Annotated in this window: 19 protein-coding genes; 5 read left to right on the plus strand and 14 right to left on the minus strand. The window is 72.3% G+C overall.

The genetic code is table 11. The features are described 5' to 3' along the window. Positions 1 to 51: 51 nt before the first annotated feature. The 6 genes from MED01_RS32335 to MED01_RS32360 form a co-directional block, all read right to left on the minus strand. Positions 52 to 312: a hypothetical protein gene (locus MED01_RS32335; protein WP_238672352.1), complete on the minus strand. Its 261-nt coding sequence runs from the start codon at positions 310 to 312 to the stop codon at positions 52 to 54. Positions 313 to 379: 67 nt separating this feature from the next. Further along, a complete protein-coding gene (locus MED01_RS32340) occupies positions 380 to 1,705 on the minus strand; it encodes an aminotransferase-like domain-containing protein (protein ID WP_238672245.1) in 1,326 nt (441 codons plus the stop codon). A 3-nt stretch (positions 1,706 to 1,708) separates the two neighbouring features. Continuing rightward, positions 1,709 to 2,812, minus strand: a complete 1,104-nt coding sequence (locus tag MED01_RS32345) for an alpha-hydroxy acid oxidase (protein WP_238672246.1) — start codon at positions 2,810 to 2,812, stop codon at positions 1,709 to 1,711. Continuing rightward, positions 2,805 to 3,794 (minus strand): LipP1 family hormone-sensitive lipase, encoded by a 990-nt coding sequence (lipP1, locus tag MED01_RS32350; protein WP_238672247.1) that lies wholly within the window; start codon positions 3,792 to 3,794, stop codon positions 2,805 to 2,807. The genes MED01_RS32345 and lipP1 overlap by 8 nt, the downstream gene beginning before the upstream one ends. A 7-nt stretch (positions 3,795 to 3,801) precedes the next feature. Beyond that, entirely contained in the window at positions 3,802 to 5,013 is a 1,212-nt protein-coding gene (locus tag MED01_RS32355; protein ID WP_238672248.1) for a cytochrome P450, read from the minus strand. A 65-nt stretch (positions 5,014 to 5,078) separates the two neighbouring features. Next, positions 5,079 to 6,356 (minus strand): SGNH/GDSL hydrolase family protein, encoded by a 1,278-nt coding sequence (locus MED01_RS32360; RefSeq protein WP_238672353.1) that lies wholly within the window; start codon positions 6,354 to 6,356, stop codon positions 5,079 to 5,081. Positions 6,357 to 6,669: 313 nt separating this feature from the next. On the opposite strand from MED01_RS32360, the gene MED01_RS32365 reads away from it, so the two are divergent. Together MED01_RS32365 and MED01_RS32370 are read left to right on the plus strand one after the other, a co-directional pair. Beyond that, entirely contained in the window at positions 6,670 to 8,229 is a 1,560-nt protein-coding gene (locus tag MED01_RS32365) for an AMP-binding protein (RefSeq protein WP_238672249.1), read from the plus strand. Continuing rightward, a complete protein-coding gene (locus tag MED01_RS32370) occupies positions 8,226 to 9,449 on the plus strand; it encodes an MFS transporter (RefSeq protein ID WP_238672250.1) in 1,224 nt (407 codons plus the stop codon). The genes MED01_RS32365 and MED01_RS32370 overlap by 4 nt, the downstream gene beginning before the upstream one ends. Positions 9,450 to 9,475: 26 nt before the next feature. Here MED01_RS32370 and MED01_RS36240 read toward each other — a convergent pair whose 3' ends face one another. Then, entirely contained in the window at positions 9,476 to 10,681 is a 1,206-nt protein-coding gene (locus tag MED01_RS36240; RefSeq protein ID WP_238672251.1) for a pentapeptide repeat-containing protein, read from the minus strand. A gap of 129 nt (positions 10,682 to 10,810) precedes the next feature. On the opposite strand from MED01_RS36240, the gene MED01_RS32380 reads away from it, so the two are divergent. Next, positions 10,811 to 11,704: an aminoglycoside phosphotransferase family protein gene (locus MED01_RS32380; protein WP_238672252.1), complete on the plus strand. Its 894-nt coding sequence runs from the start codon at positions 10,811 to 10,813 to the stop codon at positions 11,702 to 11,704. Between the two features lie 14 nt (positions 11,705 to 11,718). On the opposite strand, the gene MED01_RS32385 is transcribed toward MED01_RS32380, so the two are convergent. Next, the gene (locus tag MED01_RS32385) at positions 11,719 to 12,294 is read right to left on the minus strand and encodes a hypothetical protein (protein WP_238672253.1); all 576 of its coding nucleotides are present in this window, start codon (positions 12,292 to 12,294) and stop codon (positions 11,719 to 11,721) included. 221 nt (positions 12,295 to 12,515) lie between these two features. On the opposite strand from MED01_RS32385, the gene MED01_RS32390 reads away from it, so the two are divergent. Beyond that, a complete protein-coding gene (locus MED01_RS32390; protein ID WP_238672254.1) occupies positions 12,516 to 13,454 on the plus strand; it encodes an exo-alpha-sialidase in 939 nt (312 codons plus the stop codon). A gap of 39 nt (positions 13,455 to 13,493) precedes the next feature. Further along, positions 13,494 to 14,186 (plus strand): SGNH/GDSL hydrolase family protein, encoded by a 693-nt coding sequence (locus MED01_RS32395; protein ID WP_238672255.1) that lies wholly within the window; start codon positions 13,494 to 13,496, stop codon positions 14,184 to 14,186. A gap of 84 nt (positions 14,187 to 14,270) precedes the next feature. On the opposite strand, the gene MED01_RS32400 is transcribed toward MED01_RS32395, so the two are convergent. The 6 genes from MED01_RS32400 to hppD are packed head-to-tail and all read right to left on the minus strand — an operon-like array spanning position 14,271 to position 20,433. Then, positions 14,271 to 15,629 (minus strand): hypothetical protein, encoded by a 1,359-nt coding sequence (locus MED01_RS32400; RefSeq protein ID WP_238672256.1) that lies wholly within the window; start codon positions 15,627 to 15,629, stop codon positions 14,271 to 14,273. Continuing rightward, a complete protein-coding gene (locus MED01_RS32405) occupies positions 15,626 to 16,594 on the minus strand; it encodes an alpha-ketoacid dehydrogenase subunit beta (protein ID WP_238672257.1) in 969 nt (322 codons plus the stop codon). Before MED01_RS32405 ends, MED01_RS32400 begins: the two co-directional genes overlap by 4 nt. Before the next feature lies 1 nt (position 16,595). Beyond that, complete coding sequence (locus MED01_RS32410) at positions 16,596 to 17,567, minus strand: thiamine pyrophosphate-dependent dehydrogenase E1 component subunit alpha (RefSeq protein WP_238672258.1); 972 nt, start codon at positions 17,565 to 17,567, stop codon at positions 16,596 to 16,598. Continuing rightward, positions 17,564 to 18,355, minus strand: a complete 792-nt coding sequence (locus MED01_RS32415; protein ID WP_238672259.1) for a DUF3050 domain-containing protein — start codon at positions 18,353 to 18,355, stop codon at positions 17,564 to 17,566. The genes MED01_RS32410 and MED01_RS32415 overlap by 4 nt, the downstream gene beginning before the upstream one ends. Position 18,356: 1 nt before the next feature. After that, positions 18,357 to 19,286: a phytanoyl-CoA dioxygenase family protein gene (locus MED01_RS32420; protein WP_238672260.1), complete on the minus strand. Its 930-nt coding sequence runs from the start codon at positions 19,284 to 19,286 to the stop codon at positions 18,357 to 18,359. A gap of 55 nt (positions 19,287 to 19,341) precedes the next feature. Next, positions 19,342 to 20,433, minus strand: coding sequence for a 4-hydroxyphenylpyruvate dioxygenase (gene hppD, locus MED01_RS32425; RefSeq protein ID WP_238672261.1), 1,092 nt, complete (start codon positions 20,431 to 20,433; stop codon positions 19,342 to 19,344). Positions 20,434 to 20,478 lie beyond the last annotated feature (45 nt).

A 20,478-nucleotide genomic window follows, 5' to 3' on the forward strand; every position in this document is an offset into this window, starting at 1 on the left:
CCCAGAGGTATGTCGCTTATCCAGGTGAGTGCCGGGGCGGGCCGATAACCCTCAGACGATGGGGCGCTTCAGGTGGTAGCGGTGGACCTCGGTGCTGCCCTGGACGTTGTTGACGTCCTCGGCGGCGGAGACCAGCTCCCACCCCTCCCGGCCGGCGCGGTTGAGGTGCGCGATGGCGGTGTCGCCGTAGGCGGTGATGTCCTTGCGTGACCCGTCCGGCGCGTACCAGACGAACGAGACGTGAAAATTGCGGCCCTGTCCCTGATAGCGGCGGACGAGCAGGGCGTACTCCCAGGCAACCATGCGGCTTATTATGACCGTCCAACCAGGACGGCGGCAGGCGGGTCGTCGCGCATTGCCATCCGATGAACGCGGTGTGTCAACCCGCCCGGCGAGCCAGCTCGTCGGTGATCAGCGCCGCGAGGCGATCCAGCCCGACGTCGATCTGCTCAGGTGTGACAGCGCTGACCGACAACCGCAACGCACGTACCGGCGCGGTGTCGTCGTAGAAGTGCGCCATCGGCGTCCACAGCACCCCGTAGTCGCGCCCCGAGCGGTCCAGCAGCGCGTCGTCGACCGGAAACGGCACCGTCACCACCACGAAGAACCCGCCGGCCGGCACCGTCCAACGCACCGCGGGCCGGTCCGGCTGATCGGGGAAGCGCCGGGTGAGGCCGGCCACCAGGTGGCGCAGATTCCGGGTGTACGCGGACCGCTCCCGGGTGTTCGCGGCCACCAGGCTGCATCCGTGCTCCAGCAGCCGGCCTCCGATCACCGCCTGCGCGATCGGTGACGTGTTCACAGTGACCATGCTCTTGATCATGGCGAGCTGGTCGGCGAGCGGGCCGACGCGACCGCCCGGGCCGGCCACCCGCTGGTCGGCGACGACGTACCCGACCCGCGCGCCGGGGAGCACTGTCTTGGCGAACGAGCCGAGGTAGACGACCCGCCGGCCGGTGTCCAACGCCTTGAGGGTGGGCGGGCGCGGCCCGTCGTCGCCGTGGAACAGTCCGTACGGGTTGTCCTCCAGCAGCAGCAGATCCTCCTGCGCCGCCAGGTCCAGCAACCGCTGCCGGTGTGCGGTGTCGATGCTGGCCCCGGAGGGGTTGGCGAAGTCCGGCATCAGGTAGCAGGCGCGCGGCCGCAGCCCCGCAGCCCGGGCTCGGCGTACCTGGGCCGCCAGGTCGACCAGGTCGACACCGGCCGACCCACCGGCGACCGGCCACACCGGCAGGTCCACCAGCCGGGCCGCCCCGGTCAGGCCGACGTAGGTCGGGGCGACCGCGAGCAGCACATCCGCCGGCCCGGCCCGCAACGCCCGCAGCACCAGGAACATGGCCTCCTGGCAGCCGACGGTCACCACCACGTCCTCCGGGTCGACGGTGATCCCCTCGTCGACAGCGAGGTTGCGGGCGATCAGGTGGTGCACGATGCCCTTGGTCCGGCCGTACTGCAGCAGCAGCCGCCGGGCCTGCTCGGGTCGGTGCCCCAGGTCGTCGACGAGGTGCCGGTGGAAGGTGTCCAGGTGCCGGTGCACCGCCGCGAGGTCGAAGAACTCCTCGTACGGCCGGCCAGCCGCGAGGGACACCGCCGCCGGGTAACGCTCGGACACCTCGTTGAGGAAGTTCATCGAGGTCAGCGCCGGATCGCCCAGCGCGGGGTGCAGGTCGGCGACGGTCAGGTCGACCGGTTCGGCGGCGCTCACCCCTCAACCCACCCCGAGGGTGCGCAGCTCGCCGGCCGCCACCACGTCGGCGCAGCCGGCCAGGGTGAGCGCATCGGTCAACTCGGCGACGAGCAGTCCCAACGCGTCCCGGGCGGCCGGTTCGCCACCGGCTGCGAGGGCCCACAGCAGCGGCCGGCCGACGAGCACCCCGGCCGCACCCAACGCCAGCGCCCGCAGCACGTCGGTGCCGCACCGGATGCCGCTGTCCAGCAGCACCTGGCAGCCGTCCCCGACCGCGTCGACGACCTCCGGCAGCATGGTGACGCTCGCCGGTGAGCCGTCCAGCTGCCGCCCGCCATGGTTGGAGACGACCACCGCGTCCGCGCCGACCCGTACCGCCTCGGTCGCGTCACGCGGGTCCAGCAGCCCCTTGACCACCAGCGGCAGGTCGACCTGCTCGCGCAGCCACGCCAGGTCGGCCCAGCGCAGCGCCGGCGCGAACGACGCGGCGGTGTGCGCGGCGATCGCGGACACCCCGGGGGCACCGGAGTGCGCCAGCGCGTCGCGCCCGCCGGGGAGGTTCGCGGCGATCACCTCGGTCGGCAGCCGGAACGCGTTGCGCAGGTCCCGTGGACGTCGGCCGAGCACCGGGACATCGACGGTGACCACCAGCGCCCGGCACCCGGCCGCGACGACCCGGTCCAGCAGATCGCGGACGAGCGCCCGGTCGCGCAGCCAGTAGAGCTGGAACCAGACGTCAGCGCCCGCCCCGGTGACCTGTTCGATGGGGGTGCTGCCCAGCGTGCTGGCCAGGTACGGGATCCCGGCCGCGCCGGCCGCCGCCGCCAGACCCAGCTCTCCGTCCGGGTGCACCAAACGCTGGTACGCCATCGGCGCCACCCCGACCGGCATGGCGTACCGACGGCCGAGCAGGTGGGTGCCGAGGTCGACGGTGTCCACCCCGCGCAGCACCCGGGGCAGCACCGCGACCCGGTCCAGCGCGCGACGGTTCGCGGTGAGGGTGACCTCCGACGCGCTGCCGCCGGCCAGGTAGTCCCACACGTCCGGTGGCAGCACCGCCCGGGCCCGCTCGGCGTAGTCGGCGAGCGACACGGCCGGCAGGTCGGCCACCACCCGCTCACCCATCGCCCGACCCCGGGCCCGTCGCCGGCTCGACCAACTCGTCCGCGTCGTCCGGCCGGGACGGCAGCCCGAAGCGCTCGCGGAGGAACGCCGCAGCGCTCCCCTGTGCCCGCCGTCCGTCGGTGAAGGTTCCCGGCATGGCGAAGAAGCCGTGGATCATGCCCGGGTAGTGCTCCAGCCGGGCGGACACGCCGGCGTCGCGCAGCCGCTCGGCGTACCGCCGCCCCTCGGCGCACAGGGGATCCAGTTCGGCGGTGATCACCAGCGCCGGCGGCAACCCGGACAGGTCGTCGGCGAGCAGCGGCGAGGCCAGCGGATCCCTGGCGTGCGCCGGGTCGGAGAAGTAGTGCGTCCGGTACCAGGCGACCGAACGGCTGTTGAACAACGTCGGGTCGTCGTCGCCAACGGGCTCGCCGCTCTGGTCGGTGTTCGGGTAGACCAGCAGCTGGGCGGCGAGCGGCGGCCCGTCGCCACGGCTGAGCAGGGTGACAGCGGCGGCCAGGTTTCCGCCGGCGCTGTCCCCACCCACCGCCAGCCGGGTCGGGTCCACGCCCAACTCGTCGGCATGCCGGGCGATCCACGAGGTGGCGGCGTGGCAGTCGTGCACCGCCGCCGGGAAGGGGTGCTCCGGGGCGAGACGGTAGCCGACGGTGATCACCTGGCAGGGCACGGCGTTGGCAAGGCGTCGGCAGATGCCGTCGGCGGTGTCGATGCTGCCGAGCGTCCAGCCGCCGCCGAAGAAGTACAGCACTGTGGGCAGCGGACCCGACCCGGTCGGCCGGTACACCCGCAGCGGCAGCTCCCCGGCGGGGCCGGGGATCCGCTCGTCGCGTACCTCGGTCACCGGCTCGACCGCGCCGCTGCCGGCGCGGATCGCGGCCAGGTCCGCGGCGCGCGCCTCGGCGAGGGTCTGCGTGTACAGCGGTGGAGTGCCGGCCGCGGCGCGGGCCGCCCGGTACGCCGCGACCTCCGGGTGCAGCGCCATGTCGCTCCTATCCACAGGTGCTGACCAGCAGCTTGTCGATACCGCGCAGGAACAGGCTGCCGCTGTACGTCGGCGTCTCGGTGACCGTCAGCGCGGGGAACCGGGCGAACAGCCGGGGCAGCGCGAGACGTCCCTCCAACCGGGACACCGCAGCGCCGAGGCAGAAGTGCAGGCCCGCCCCGAAGGCCAGCGACGCCGGGCCGGGACGGGACGGGTCGAAGGCGTCCGGGGCCGGGAAGCGGGCCGGGTCCCGGTTGGCCGCCCCGATCATGATCAGCACGTTGTCGTCACTGGCGACCGGCACGCCGTGCAGCACTGTGTCGGCCGGCGCGGCGCGGGCCAGGAAGTGCACCGGGCTGGCCAACCGCAGCACCTCGTCGACGCAGCCCTGCGCCAGCGTGGCGTCGGTGGGCAGCGCCGCGACGGTCTCCGGGTGGGCCAGCAGCAACGGCAGCCCATTGCTGAACATGTAGACGGTGGTGACGAAGCTGGCGTTGAACAGCACGACCAGGTTGCTGATCAGCTCGTCCTCGGTCAGCTCCACCTCCCCGGAGTCGAGCGCCTCGACCAAGCCGCTGAGCAGGTCGTCCCCGGGCGTCCGGCGGCGGTGTGCGAGCAGCTCCCGGTAGAAGGCCCGCAACTCCTGCGCGGCGGTGTTGGCGGCGGCCAGCCGCTGCGGGGTCTTCCCCGCCACGTCCAGGAACTCGTCGATCCACTCCACCCGCTCGCGGTACCACGGCAACTCCCCTGCCGGGATGCCGATGAACTCGGCCATCACCAGGGCCGGGATCGGGTACGCGAAGTCGGCCACGAAGTCGACGACGCCCTCACCGGCGTCCGCCATCCGGTCCAGCAGCTCGTCGACCACCCGCAGGATCACCGGTTCCAGCGCGCCGAGCCGGCGCGGCGTGAAGGTGCGGGAGAAGACGTGCCGCATCCGGGTGTGATCGGGCGGGTTGACGAACATCATCGAGGTCTGGAAGGTCCGCAGGATGTCCTGCTCCTCCCAGCCCGGCGGCGGCTGCTTCGTCCACTCCGGATCGCGCAGCAACCCGTCGACGAGGTCGTAGCCGACCGCGACGGCGGCCACCGTCCGGTGCTCGGCGCGCGCCGGCACGGCGCTGATCGGGCCGAGCCGGTGCAGGTCCGCGTACCACGGATACGGGTCCTGTCTGCCCGCCTCGCTGTACAGGCCGGTGAGTATCTCGTCCACGTCCACTGCCAACTCCTCCCCAGGATGTCGGTGACCGGGGCGGCGGGGATCACCCGCCGCCCCGGCCCGTGTCACAGGTCGAGCAGCCGCAGCGGCACGGCGTTTGCCAGTGCCTGGTTGCCGGCGTCGTTCGGATGGATGTGGTCCCCCGAGTCGTACGCGGGCAGCAGCTGGCTGGGCCGTGCCGGGTCGCGCAGCACCCTGTCGAAGTCGAGTAGCCCGTCGAACTCCCGACTGCCGCGCAGGTACGCGTTCACCGCCTGGCGGGTGGCCTCCTTCTGCGGCGTCCACACGCCCGGCGCGCCGTGCCCCTCGTACGGCGTCAGCGTGGCCACCAGGCTGGTCAGCCCGCGCTGCTGAAGCTGCTGGTTGATCTGGCGCAGCGTGCCGATGATCGCCTCAGGTGTGTCGTTCGACATCCAGATGTCGTTGATGCCCAGGTGGGTGACGACAGTACGCACCCCGGTCTGGCCGAACACGTCCTCGTTGAGCCGGGCCGCCGCGTTCGGGCCGAGCTGGTAGTAGCCCGGGTAGTTGCCGTCGCCCGGCTCGGTGCCCTCGTGGTTGAGCCGGTTGCCGGCCAGGCTCAGGTTGAGCACACCCGGGGTGCGCTTGTCCGGCCGGTCGGCGAGCAGCCGGTCGGAGAGCAGGTCGGGCCAGCGCCGGTTGGCGTTGACCGTGCTGCCGTTGCCGTCACCGATGGAGTCGCTGAGCACCACCAGCGCGCCGGGGCTGCCCTTGCGCTGCACGTCGACGCCGGAGAGGAAGAACCAGCAGCAGGTCGGCCGGGTGGTGAACCCGGCGCCCTCGGCCGCCCCGGTCAGATCCCCGGCGCCGATGAAGTTGGCCTGCTGGGACTGCCCGTGGAACGTGGTCGGGCCGGTAGGCGTCGGGAAGTGCACCGTGACCACCAGGTCGCTGTCGTCCGCGACCGGGAAGGCCAACGGGTCGCTGAGCAGTTCGGCGCCCCGGTTCATTGTCGCCGTGGTGGCACCGGTGAAGGTCAGCGGGCGCACCGAGGCCGCGTCGATGTCGGAGAGGTCGTCGGGGGTCGCGGTGTTCGGCCGGGCGACTGTGGCGCGCCCGACAGTGACCGCCTGCTCGCCGTAGAGGTTGCTCAGGCGGACCCGCAGCGCCGGGCCGCCCACCGACACGTGCACGATCATCCGGACGCTCTGGTCGTTGAGGCCGGTGTTGGTCAACCCGACCGAGTTGCCCCGGGTGACAGCGGTGGCCCAACTGCCCGCCCACTCGGCGCGGTCGGGTCGGCTGGCGGCGGTGCCGGACGGACCGGCGCTGGCGACGACGGCGGGTGTGCCGGCGACCAACAGCGCGGCCGCAGCGGCGATGACAGGCCATCTCTTCGGGGTTGCCGTTGCCATGGAACCTCCATCGTGTGGCAGCCCAGGGCCGTCCGCTGACGGCGCCCGCCTGGACGATGGTCCAGAAACCTAGCCGCCGCCGCTGACGGGCGTCAATCGACCTGATCGACGCCATCAAATGTCCGGCGGGCTGCCCGGACCGCCCGTCGGCACGGTTCCGACCAGCCGTTTCCCGCCTAGGCTTCCAGGCGGCGGCGGTGCGGTCGCCCAAGCGCGCCACCGTCGCGTCGTCACCGGGAGCTGCCCGGGGACCGCCGCTTTCTCGGATGGGGGCTGCCGGATGACTGACGGACCCGGGCACACCACTACCTACGTGCACAGGGTGTTGGATCTCTTCGCCGAATTCGGCGACCGGGAGGCACTGGTCGGCGCCGATCAGCGGCTCACCTACACCGAGGCCGCCGTGCGGGTCCGGGCGATGGCCGCGACGTTGACCCGGCACGGCGTACGGCCCGGGTCGGCGGTGCTGGTGACCGTCGCGAACGCGGTGGAGGGTCCACTGCTGCAACTCGCCCTGCACCTGCTCGGCTGCCGGACGATGTGGGTCGCCCCGGTGACAGCGCGGCGGGAGGTCGACGAGTTCATCCGGTTGGCCCGCCCGGACGCCCTGGTCTACGACGCCCGGGACCCGGCCGGTCTGGGCCCGGAGTTGGCCGCCGCGCTGCCCGGCACACCGGTGTGCTGTCTGGGCGCGGGCGGCGCCGGCCCCGACCTCACCGCCGACACCGACGTGACGCAGCTGCCGGCGTCCGTGCCGGCGCCCGAGTCGTTCCTGCAGACCAGCGGCACCACCGGCAGCCCCAAGCTGGTGCACCACCGGGAGAGCTTCTACGCCCAGATCCTCGCCCTGGCCGCCGACTTCCGCGCCGCCGGGTTCCCGCTGCTGCGGCACCTGTCGCACTCGCCGATGTGGCTGGCCAGTGGGCAGATCACCACACTGTTCAACCTGTTCACCGGTGGGGTGCTGTTCCTGCGCGACGAGTGGGACCCGGTGGCCTTCGTGGACACCGTGCAACGGGAGCGGATCAACTCGACCTTCGTCACCCCGCCGATGCTCTACGAGGTGTTGGACCACCCGGCGCTCGTCGACGCGGACTTCTCCGCCATGTTCATGTTCAACGTGGGCGCCGGGCCCGCCGCGCCCGCCCGGCTGCGCCAGGCCATCGCGCGGTTCGGTCCGGTGCTGCGCATCGTGTACGGCCTCAGCGAGGCGGTCGTGATCACCGCGCTGCCCGGGCTGACCGACGATCCGGAGCACCCGGAGCGGTTGCGCTCCTGCGGGCGGCCCTACGGCGACGTCCGCATCGAGATCCGCGACGACGACGGCGCGGTGCTGCCGACCGGCCGCGACGGCGAGGTGTGGGTGCGGACCCGACTGAGCTTCGCCGGCTACCACGGTCAGCCCGAGCTGACCGCGCAGACGCTCGTCGACGGGTGGGTGCGGACCCGCGACATCGGCCACCTCGACGACGACGGCTACCTCTACCTCGTCGACCGGGCCCACGACATGATCGTCACGCATCGCCGGAACTGGGCGATCTTCTGCCGTCCCATCGAGGACGTGCTGGTCGGGCACCCCCAGGTACGGGCCGCCGCCGTGATCGGCGTGCCGGACGAGACGGTCGGCGAGGTGCCGTACGCGTACGTAGTGCTCGGGCCGGGCGCGACGGTCACCGGGGCGGAGCTGATCGAGCTGGTGACCGCCGAGCTCAACAAGATGTGGGCGCCGGCCGCCGTGGAGTTCCTCGACCGGCTGCCGGTGAACCGGTCGATGAAGGTTGACAAGCGGGCGCTGCGCGCACGGCACGCGGCCCGCCGGGCGGCGGCGGTCGGGGCGTGACCCCCCGCCGGCAACTGGTGGTCCTGGTCAGCGCGGACCTGATCTCCAACCTGGGCACCCGCATCTCGGTGGTGACCATCCCGTGGCTGGTGCTGGTCACCACCGGCAGCCCCACCAAGATGGGCCTGGTCGCGTTCGCCGAGACCCTGCCGTACCTGCTGTCCAGCGCGTTGGGCACGCCCTGGGCGGACCGGATCGGCCTGCGCCGTACCTCGATCCTCTGCGACGCGGGCAGCGCGGTGGTGATGGTCGTCGTGGCGCTGACCCCGTGGTTGGGCTTCGTCCCGCTGGTGGCGCTCGTCGCGGTGGCCGGCGCGCTGCGGGGCATCGGGGACCGGGTGAAGCACGTGATGTTCCGCCCGGTCGCGGAGGCCGCCGGAGTGCCGCTGATCCGGCTGACCTCCGCGTACGACGGGCTCAGCAGGGTGGTGACGTTGTTCGGCGCCGCAGTGGGCGGCCTGCTGATCGCCGTCTTCGGGGTGACCGAGGCGATCCTCATCGACGCGGCCAGCTTCGGGGTCTGCGCGCTGCTCATCGGCGTCCTGGTCCGCCCGCCGGCCGGCCCGACGCAACCCGCCCAGCCGGAAGGTTACCTGCGCGCCCTGCGGGGTGGCTTCAGTTACCTAAGCCGGGACCGGCCGCTGCTCGGCATGCTCGCCGTCATCTCGGCGCTGAACATGGTGGCCAACGCCAGCGTGGCCGTCTACATCCCGGTCTGGGTCGCCCGGGAGCTGCCCGGCCCGAGCGGTCTCGGCCTGGTGCTGGCGGCGTTCTCGGCGGGCGCGCTGCTGGGCAATCTGGTGTTCACCGCGCTCGGCCCCCGGCTGCCCCGGCAGCTGACGTTCCTGGTCGGCGCGCTGGTCGCCGGCACGCCCCGGCTGGTGGCGCTGGCGATCAGCGACGAACTGCCGGTGGTGCTCGTGGTGACGTTCCTGTCCGGAATCGGCATCGCGGCGGTCAACCCGCTGCTCGGGGTGGCGCTCTACGAGCGGGTGCCACCGGAGTTGCAGACCCGGGTGATCGGCATCGCCGGTTCGTTGGCGTTCGTCGGGTTGCCGGTCGGCGCGCTGCTCGGCGGCTGGTCGGTGGACGCCTTGGGATTCACCCCGGCCCTGCTGACAATGGCGGCGGCGTGTCTGGTCGTCACCGCGTACCCGCTGCTGAGCAGGGCCTCCGGCCCGGAGACACCGGCGCGGCCCACCCCCGTCACCACACCCTGACGGGTTCCAGCCTGCCTCGCGTGGTCCTACCGCACCACTGCCCGCTCTGCCCGACGGGCCCGACACTCAGGGTCGTTGCGGTGGGCGTCGGCTGCCGGCCGGATCACGCCGGCCGGCAGTTGCGTCAGGGCGTCCACGAACGCGCAGCGCAGGGCCTCACTCGCGACCCCTTCGAGGTTCGCCCCGCTCAGGTCGACGCCGAGCATTTCGGCGCCGAACAGATCTGCGTTGGTCAGGTCCGCGCCCGCCAGGTCGGCGTCGGTCAGATCCGTGCTGGACAGGTCCACGTCGGTCAGCACGGCGAAACGCAGGCTCGCGTCGACCAGGCTCGCGCCGACGAGGGTGGCGTGGTCCAGTTCCACCCGGTCCACTTGCGCGTGCTGCAGGTCCGCCCCGCTGAGGTTGGCGCCGCGCAGCTCCGTGCCGATCAGTTCGACGTTGGTCAGGTTGGCGCCGGTCAGGTCCGCGTCGGTCAGATCGGCGTCGGAGAGGTTCGTCCCTTCCAAATTCGCCAGGCTCAGGTCCATTCCGGCCAGGTCCATCCCGCGCAGGTCGGTGCGGGACAGGTCGACGCGGGTCAGATCCGGCCGCCCGCCGATCGAGTCACTGTCGCCCAGCGCGGCCAGAGCGGCCTGGATGTCCACCGGGGGCAGTGCCAAGGTGCCCTCGACGGAGGTCGCCCCCGCGGCCTTGTCGCTGCGGGCCGGGATGCGAGCCGCCCCGCCGACGGAGTGGACGCGGACGAACGCCGACAGGATCTCCACCACGGCAGACCGATCGGCCGCGGAATCGCGCATGATCCGTCGCAGGGCGTGGATGGCACCCAGGCGCACGTCCACCTTCTCGGCGCCGGGCTGCCCCAACTGTTCGATCGACGCGGTGAAGCGGTCGGTGATCTGCCCCTGCGCGGTGAGGCGTTGCTGCTCGCGGTTGGCCTCCTGTTGCGCACGGTTGGCCGCGTTGGTGATGAACAGCCCAACCGCGAGGACGATAACCGACAGGATGCTCCCCAGGCCGAGCAACCGTTGCCACGGGTCCGGTCTGAGCTCCAGGGAGGCGCTCGGGGCCAACTCCAGCCGGGTTGCCGACGGTCGGCGGGGGTGCAGGACGCGCGAAGCGACGGTAGCCGGCCGAGGCCGTCCACCGCGGGTCGGGCGGACGGGGGCCGGGGTGGGGGCACCGGCACGCCAGGCGGCGCGGACGGCGGCTAGTCGAGCGCGGATGGTCGCCACGACCTCTATTTGACCCGACGTGCGCTACCCCTGCCGTCACCACCCGGACGCCCGGCAAACCGATTGCGGGGCAAGCCCGGCTGCCGCAGGCTCGGACCGATGAGCGCGCAACCGCCGCGGGGTGTCCCCGTGACCGACGACGCCGTGGCCGACCGGATCGACGTGGCACTGGTCCGCCGGCTGGTGGCCGAGCAGTTCCCCCGGTGGGCGGATCTACCGATCCGCCCCGTCGCTGTCGACGGCTGGGACAACCGCACGTTCCACCTGGGCGAGGAGATGAGCGTGCGGCTGCCCAGCGGTGCCGGGTACGCCCTCCAGGTCGCCAAGGAGCAGCGTTGGCTGCCGGTGCTCGGGCCACAGTTGCCGGTGCAGGTGCCGACCCCGCTCGGTCACGGCCGGCCCGGGGCGGAATACCCGTACCCGTGGTCGGTCTACCGGTGGATCGACGGGCGGACCGCCCACGCCGAGCGGATCGACGACCTGACCCGGTTCGCCACCGACCTTGCTGCCTTCCTGCGCGCCCTGCGCGGCGTGGACGCCACCGACGGTCCGGCGGCCGGCCCGCACAGCGCCTGGCGGGGTGGCCCGCTGTCCACCTACGACGCCGAGACCCGGGCGGCGATCGAGACGCATCGCGACCGGGTGCCGGTCGACGTCGTCACCGGCATCTGGCAGGCCGCACTCGACGCCACCTGGACCGGGCCGGCGGTCTGGTTCCACGGCGACGTCGCGGACGGCAACCTGCTGGTCCGCGACGGCCGGCTCGCCGCCGTCATCGACTTCGGCTGCTCCGGAGTGGGCGACCCCGCCTGCGACACAGTGATCGCCTGGACCCTGCTGCACAGCCCCAGCCGGGCCACCTTCCGCGCCGCGCTCGGCCTCGACGACGCCACCTGGGCCCGCGGACGAGGCTGGGCGCTGTGGAAGGCGCTGATCACCCTGGACAGTGGGGACCCGGCCAAGGCCGAGTGGGCCGGGCGGGTGCTCGGCGAACTCCTCGCCGAGCACAGCGTGGCCCGCTGAAAAACTGGGGCCCGTCAGCGCCCGGCTGCGGCCGGGCTGGCGTGTTCGGTACGGCAGCGTGGGCAGCGCAGTCGCGTCCCGGCTGTCGTCCGGGGCACCCGGAGCCGCTGACCGCAACCGCAGGTCATCACCGGGGCCGACGCGCGTAGGTATTCGTCCCGCTCCCGGCGTGGCCACTGACAGTGGCAGCGGGCGCACCACTGTGGTGGGTAGCTGTGGTAGTGGGCCAGGCCGAACGCGCCCGCGACCATCAGCGCGGCAGGGACCAGCAGGCCGAGCGGCGCGAGCAGCGCGGTCGGCACTCCGCCGACGCCGTCGGACACCAGGACGGCGACCACGGTGAGCACAACCACCGGCACACCGAGCACTGTGAACCCGAAACCCCAGGCGAAGGCCAGCATCGACGGCAGGAACATCCACATGCCACCGGGTGCCCACCGGCGGACCCCGTACCCGCCGCAGCGCGGGCAGTTCGGCGAGGCGCGGTGCGGCACCGACCGCAGCGCCTTCGGCGCCAGCCACTGAACCAGGAGCTTGAGGATCTCCTCGACCAGTTTCGTGGCGAGGGCCTGAAGGAACGAACCGAGCATGCGGCCACCTCCCTCGCCGATGGATTCTGCGGTCAGCCCACCGCCCATGGTGGGCGTTGGGTGCCACCAGCCCACCCCGGCGCGCCGACGCGGCGTCGTCCACGACGCCAATCCGACAGCGTCCGCGCGTTGTTCGTCGGACGTTCGGCTGCTGGCCGCGCGGGCGTCGGCCGGGGACGGCTAGCGTCGACCGTCGTCACCGCACCTGGAGGCTGCCGCGTATGACGTCGTCACCCACCCGCCGTCGCACCGCCGAGGTCACCGCCGTGCGCCGGATCGGCGACGGTGCGCCGCACAACGCGTTCACCGACCTGATCCGGTACGCCGGGAGCTGGTTCTGCGCCTTCCGGGAGGCAAGCACCCACCTGAGCGACGACGGCGTGATCCGGGTGCTGACGTCGACCGACGGCCGGTCCTGGACCTCCGCGACGGTCATCCGGCAGGCCGACGCCGACCTGCGCGACCCCCGCTTCGTGACGCGACCCGACGGGCGGCTGCAACTGCTGGCTGCAGCCGCCACCGGCGCGGTCACCAAGACGTTCCAGACGGTGACCTGGCTCTCCACCGACGGGCATGCCTTTGGCGATCCGACCCCGGTGGGTGAACCGGACGTCTGGGTGTGGCGGGCGGCCTGGCATGACGACGCGATGTACGGCGTCGGCTACGCCACCCGGGAGCCGAGGTTCGCCCGGCTCTACCGCAGCACGGACGGGGTGGACCTGCGGCCCTGGGCGCCGGCGCTGTTCGAGGACGGGTACCCCAACGAGTCCGGTCTGGTCTTCGCCCCGGACGGCACCGCCCTCTGCCTGCTGCGGCGGGACGCGGGCACCGCGAGCGCGCAGCTCGGCCGGGCCGTGCCGCCGTACCGGGACTGGACCTGGACGGATCTGGGTGTCCAGGTGGGCGGGCCGACGCTGCTCCGCCTGCCCGACGGGCTGCTGCTGGCCGGGGTGCGGCTGCACGACGGCGAGGTCCGCACCTCGATCTGCGTCGTCGACCCGGACCGGGGCGAGCTGACCGAGCTGGTCGCGCTGCCGTCCGGCGGCGACACCAGCTACCCCGGACTGGTCTGGCACGACGACCTGCTGTGGGTGAGCTACTACTCGTCGCACGAGGGGCGGACCTGTGTCTACCTGGCCGAGGTCAGCCTGACCGGCTGAGCCTGGCCCGGCAGCCCGACGGTCGGCTAGCGTGCCGGCATGCCATCGACGCTCACCGAATCGACGGACCCGTACTGTCTGCGCCCCGGGGAGGCCACCGACCTGCTGAGCGGGCACCCGTGGCGGCGGTTCGTGGCGCTCGGCGACAGCGTCGTGGAGGGCATGTGTGAGCCGACACCTGGTTACCCGGACGTGCAGTGGGTCGACCGGGTCGCCGCCGAGCTGACCGCCGTGCGCCCCGAGCTGGCGTACCGGAATCTGGGTCGACGCGGGCTGCGCGCGCACCAGGTGCGGGCCACCCAGCTCGCCCCGGCACTGGCCTTCGCACCGGACCTGGCGCTGGTCGTCTGCGGCGGCAACGACGCCTTCCACCCGGCGTACGACGCGGAGGCGGTGGACGCCGAGCTGACCACGATGATCATCGCGCTGCGCGAGGTGGGCGCCGCCGTGATCACAGTGGGCATGTTCGACGTCTCGCACAGCCCGGCGGTGCCCGAGCACGTCCGGCCCGGCCTGGGCGAGCGAATGCGCCGCCTGTCGGCACACACCGCAAGCCTGGCCGAGCACCTGGACACCGTCCACGTGCACCTCAGCGACCACCCGTTGACGGCCGACCCCACCCTCTACAGCACCGACGGCCGCCACGGCAGCGCCCGCAGCGACGCCATAGCGACAGCCCAAACCCTCCGCACCCTGTCCCCTCACCGCCTCCCCAAACCCCCACCGCGTTGATCATGAAGTTATTGCCACGACACGCCGGCGGGGAGGGCAATAACTTCATGATCACCGGGGCTGAGGTGGGGGTGGGGGTGGGGGTCAGCCGGTTAGGAGGACTCCGGTTAGGAGGACGCCGTGGGCCAGGTTGAGGACTCCGTCGCAGCCGGGGTAGCCGACCCGCGCCAGGCCGCCGGACGCCTGCCGGCCGAACAGGTACGGGGCCAGGGAGTACGGGACGTCGGCGGTGACCGTCTCACCGGTCTCGATCTGGACGAAGTCCATCGGCACCCGGTCGGTCGACAGGTACTCCTGAAGGATCGCGCCACCCTGCCCGGCGGCGGCCCGTACGCCGTCGGCCCAGTCCGTCGGGCTCAGCTCGGGGCCGAGCAGCACACCGATCCCGGCTGAGCCGTCGGCCGGTTTGACCACCAGCCTCGCCTGCTCGGCGATGGCCCGGTCGAGCACCGCGCCGGTCAACGGCACCGTGTACGGCACGTGCCGGCGGATCAGTGCCTGGTCGTCGACGGGTAGCCCGTCCACGTCCTCCCACAGCCAGGCGAACGTGGTCTTGTTGCCGAGCAGCCAGGCCGCCGCCGACACGAACATCGGTAGGGTGCCGGCGGCGAGGGCCACTGCCACCGCGTCCAGGCCAGCGGTCGGGGTGACCCGGTTGGGCACGAACAGCCGGAACAGCGCGTCGACAGGTGCGCCGTCGACGACCAGGCGGTTGTCGGCGTCCACAGTGGCGGTGGCGACCGGGGCGATGACCAGGTCGATACCGAAGTCGCGGGCCCGTACGGCGAGCGGGTCGAGGATCCGGATGAACGTCTGCGGGTCGTCGAGGCCCGGGTAGTCGCCGTCGAAGTCCATCAGCAGCGCCACCCGGGCGCCCTCGGGCAGCCGCAGCTCCTCGCGGATCGCCACGAATCGCTGGTCCAGCAGTGAGGGCGCGGCCCGCGCCGGCAGATCGTCGAGGATGCCGTGCTCCCGGTAGAGGCCCTCGTACCGCTGGATGACGGTGTCGGCGTCGAACCCGCCGCCGAGGCTGCTGTCGATGTTGTACTCGACGAACTTCGGCACCCCGGCGGAGAAGATCACGTCCGGGCGGTACGCGGCCAGCAGCGCCTCGGTCAGCGGCTCGGCCTCGTCCAGCAGCCGGGTCTCCCCCACCGGTACGCCGAGCAGCCGGCGCAGCTCACCCGCGGTGCCGGCCCGCCGACGGCAGGCGTCGAGGATGAGCTGGGCGAGCCGGTCGCAGACGTCGTTGAGCTGCCGCCAGGCGTCGGCCGTGAGCACCGGGGGTCGGGCCAACCGCCACTGCTTGTTGTAGGTGGCCCGGCCGTGGAAGACCTGCTCCCAGGCCGCCGCCCCACTGGCCACCATGGCCCGGCGGGCCTGCTCCGGCAGGTCGGTCCAGGCCCGGTCAGCCGCCGGCCACTGATAGTTCGGGTCGATCATGAGGAGTCCTTCATGGTCAGGTGGATAGCGGTGGCGAGCTGGGCCCGGCCGGGCTGGACGGCCCGGTCCAGTGCCGGGGCGAACGGCAGCACCGCCCCGTCCGGGCGGGTGACCCGGCGCGGCGGGGCGAGCAGCCGGACCCGCTCCACCACGCTCGCGATGATCTCGGCGGCCATCCCGCAGGAACGGTTGCCGTCGTCGAGCACCACGAGGCGTCCGGTGCGGGCCACCGACTCGGCGAGACCGTCGATGTCGAACGGGTACAGGGTCCGCGGGTCGAAGACCTCCACCGAGACCTGGTCGGCCACCTCCTCGGCGACGGCGAGCGCGTCGTGCACCAGGTGCCCGATCGCAACAACAGTCACGTCGTCGCCGAAGCGGTGGATCCGGCCTCTGCCCAGCGGCACCGGCGTCAGGTCGTCGACGTCGGCACGCACGTCCATCGCTCCGGCAGGCGCGAACACCACCACCGGGTCGTCGTGGCGGATCGCGGTGACCAGCAGCCCGTACGCGTCGGCGGGGGTGGCCGGCACGACGGTGACCACGCCGACGTGGGCGAAGAGGCTGTACGGGTGGTCGGAGTGCTGCCCGGCCCACCCGGTACGCGAGCCGGAGCCGGGCACCAGGTAGGTGACGGGGACGCTGCACTGCCCGCCGGTCATCAACGGGAACTTGTGCGCGTGGTTGACGATCTGCTCGAAGACCAGGAACAGCAGCGACGGGATCTGGAACTCGATCACCGGCCGCAGCCCGGCCAGCGCCGCCCCGGTGGCGAAGCTGGTGAACGCCTGCTCGGACAGGGGGGTGTCGCGGACCCGTTCGGTGCCGAACCGCTTGGCCAGCCCGGTGGTCACCAGCGACGCCCCGACCTGAACGTCCTCGCCGAGCAGGAACACCGCCTCGTCGCGGGCCAACTCGTCGCCGAGGGCCCGGGTGAGCGCCCGACGGTACGACAGTCGCGGCACCTCAACCACCTCCGGCGCGGGCGGTCAGGCCGCTGGCGTACAGATAGGTCAACGCGTCGGCCGGGTCGGGTTCCGGGCTGCTCACCGCGAACCGCACCGCCGCGTCGAGGGTCGCCTCGACCTCGGCGTCCACTGCGGCGCGGTCGGTGTCGGTGAGGCGTTCACCCTGGATGCGCACCGGGTCCCGGGCCCGACCCCGGGTCACCTCGTCGGGTGGCCGGTAGTCGAGGCGTACCGCGTGTTCGAAGGTGTGGTGGACGTCGAAGCGGTAGGTCCGGGCCTCGATCAGCTCGGGGCCGCCGCCGGCGCGCATCCGGTCGACGGCGGCGGCCGCGGCGACGCGTACCGTCTCGGGGTCCTGACCGTCGACCTGGACGGCCGGGATGTCGAACGCGGCGGCCCGGCCGGCGATGCTGCCGGCCACCGCACCGGCGACCGGCATGGTGGTGGCGTAGCCGTTGTTCTCGCAGACGAACAGCACCGGCACCCGCCAGAGCGCGGCCAGGTTGAACGCCTCCAGCAGCATCCCCTCGTTGACCGCGCCGTCGCCGAAGAAACTCACCCCGACGGTGTCGCGGCCCTGGCGACGGTAGGCCCAGACCGCGCCCGTGATGATCGCCCCGGATGCGCCGACGATCGCGTTGGCGCCGAGCACGCCGATGCTCAGGTCGGCGGCGTGCATGGAACCGCCCCGACCGGCGTTGAGGCCGGTGACCCGGCCGCACAGCTCGGCGAGCATCCGGGCCGGATCGGCCCCGCGGGCCAGGACGTGGCCGTGCCCGCGGTGGGTGCCGGCCAGCACGTCGTCGGCGTCCAGCGCGGCGCAGACGCCGGCGGCGATCCCCTCCTGACCGAGGTACGGGTGGACGCCGCCGACGATCTGCCCGCCGTGGACCAGCTCCACCGCCCGTTCCTCGAACCGGCGGATCAGCCGGACCGTGCGGTAGAGCCGGACCGGGTCGGCGTCGGTCACGCCGGACTCTTGATGGCAGCGAGGATGTCGTCCCAGAGCCGCGCCCTGGCAGTGAGGGCGGTGTTGACGGTGTCGGCGCACTCCTGCCACCTGGTGTCGTCGTCGCCGCACAGGTCGGCGAGCATCTGCATGGCCATCGGGGTGTGCTGTTCGCCGTCGACCTCGATGTGCCGTTGCAGGTAGTCGACGAAGGTGTTCAGCCGGTTGCTGACCTCGTTGACGGAGACGACCTGGGTGAACATGTCCGGGATGAGGTCCTCCCGGCCGAACGCGAAGGCCGCCGCCTGACAGTGCACCGGGGTGGACTCGATGATCTGCCAGGTGGTCGCGGCGAACCTCGCCGACGCGGCCGGCACCCCCGCCTCGGCGAGCGCCTCGGTCACCGGCCGGCCGGTGCGCAGCAGGTCGACGAGGGCGTTCACCGCTGTGGTGTCCGCGCCGGCCTCAACCATGCCCTGCACGTACAGCTCGAAGTGGCTGATGTAACCGCCGCCCAGCTCGTCACTCTCCTCGACCATCACGATGTCGTTGATGAGGCGACGGCTGCCGGTCGGGCCGGTCGGGATCCACGGCACGGTGACGCAGGTCAGTTGCCGTTGCAGCGACTTCAGCAGCGACATGAAGTCCCAGACCGCGAAGACGTGGTGCTCCATGAAGGTGACAAGCGCCTCGTGGGTGTCGAGGTTGGCGTAGAGCGGGTGCTTGACAACGGCGTCGCGCCGCTCGGTCACCGCCCGCTCCAACCGTTCGATGCCCGGGTGCGTCTTACCCCAGTCGTACCGTGACATGTCAGCCTCCCTGCTGGGCGCGGTGGCGCCAGATGACCGGGCAGTAGTCGGGGTCCGCGTAGTCCGGCCGCCCGTCGTGGGTGCGGCGGACCAGCACGTCGTGGTTGTACGCGGCGAGCGTGCCGTCGGAGAGCGAATACTCCCGCCAGGCGTTGTCGCCGTCCTGCAGGTGCAGCGAGATCGCCTGTCGGGGGCGACCGCTGACGTTGGGGCCACTGCCGTGGTAGGTGCGGCAGTGGTGGAAGCTCACGTGTCCCTTGGGGATCACCATCGGGATCCTGCGGATCTCCGCGCCGTTGTACGCGGCGTTCTCGGCCAGCATCTCCTCCAGCTGGCTGCGGTCCCGGTCGGCGAAGTGCCGCACCACTGTGTCGTCGGCGCCGATCTCCTTCCACCGGTGCGAACCGTCGACCATCGTGATGGTGCCCATCTCCTCCCCGCAGTCGTGGAAGGGGATGAACGCGGTGAGCATCTTCTCCGACGACGAGGACGCCCAGTAGTGCTTGTCGAAGTGCCAGGGAACGATGTTGCTCGGCTCGCCGGAGATCGGCGGCTTGTAGATGAGCGTGGACTGGAAGACCCGGATCTCGTCGGCCTGTGCGAGCCGGGCGGCGACCGCGCCGAGCAGCGGCTTGCGCAGGATCGCGCCGAGCCCGTCGTGCTCGTGGTGGACGTAGTCGTTGTGCCGCTGCACCGGCCCCAAGGACGGCTCCCAGTAGGCCAGCTTCGGTGGGCGTGCCGGCAGCCTGCGGTCCCGCTCCCCGTCGTAGTAGCGCTGCGCGGCAGCGGCGAGGGCGTCCACCTCGTCGTCGGTGAACACCTTTCCCGACAGGTACCAGCCATGCTCGGCGTAGTGCCGCACGTCGTCGTCGGACGGCAGCAGCGCCCGCTCCTCGGCGGTCAACGTCGGCTCGTACTCCGTCGCGGTCACTGTGCCTCCTCTGTTCGCGACTGCGGGGCTCGCAAAACCGGCTCACTCCTCACGCTCACGCCCCCACCCCCTGTGGTGTGGCCGCCACGGCGGCCAGTTCCCGCTCCTTGGCCTCGTAGAGCGCCTTGATGTTGCCGCTGCCGAAGCCCCGCGCGCCGCGACGCTCGATCAGCTCCAGAAAGAGCGTGCGACGCACGTGCATCGACTCGGCGAAGATCTGCAACAGCTGGCCGTCATGGTCGGAGTCGACGAGCACACCCAGCTCGCGCAGCCGGTGCAGCGGGGCGTCGATCCGACCGACCCGCGCCTCCAGGGCGTCGTAGTAGCTGGCCGGGGTGCCGGCGAAGCGCACCCCGCGCCGGCCCAGCGCCTCGACCGCGCCGACGATGTCGTCGGTGCGCAGCCCCAGGTGCTGCACTCCCCCACCGGCGTGCTGGTCGAGGAACGCGTCGATCTGCCCGGGCCGCCGGGTGCGATCCGGTTCGAGCAGCACCACTGTGACCAGCCCGGACGAGCTCTGCACCACCTTGGAGTTCATCGCCTGCCCGTCGACCTCGATGTGCTCCTCGAAGATCTGCGCGAAGTCGAACAGCGCCTCGAAGTGCCGGACCGTCTCGTCGAGCTGGCCGGGCGGCACGCAGACCGCCAGGTGGTCGATCTCGGCGAGCACCGGCGGGTGGCCGTCCATCGTGGACGCCGTCGCGGTGATGGCGCCGGGCAGGAACTCGCCCCCCTCGCCCCGGCGCTGCACCAGCCGGTGCCGCACGTCGGCGAAGCCGTCCACCTCGGCGATCACCACCTCGGCGTCCGCGCCGGTGCGGGTGGTCGGCGGCGTCACACCTGTCGCGCCCCGACCCACCAGCTCGGCGTACGCGGCCGACACGTCGTCGACCTCGACAGCGACGACAGCGATGCCGTCACCGTGACGTTGCACGTACCGCGCCGCCGGATGCTCGGCGCTCAGCCCGGAGGTGAGCAGCAACCGGATGTCGCCGTGGCAGAGCAGCAGCGAGCGCTGCCCTTCCAGCCCGGTCTCCGGACCACCCTGGCCGCAGATCTCGAAGCCGACGGCGGTGCTGAAGTAGAAGGCCGCCTGTCGGGCGTCCCCCACGTAGAGTTCGATGTGGTCGATACCACGGATGTCCATGTCCCCTGAAACCCTTCCCACCCGATTCCCCCTGTTGCCGTCCGG

The organism is Micromonospora alfalfae, assembly GCF_022230925.1.
GTDB classification, from domain to species: Bacteria; Actinomycetota; Actinomycetes; order Mycobacteriales; family Micromonosporaceae; genus Micromonospora; species Micromonospora alfalfae.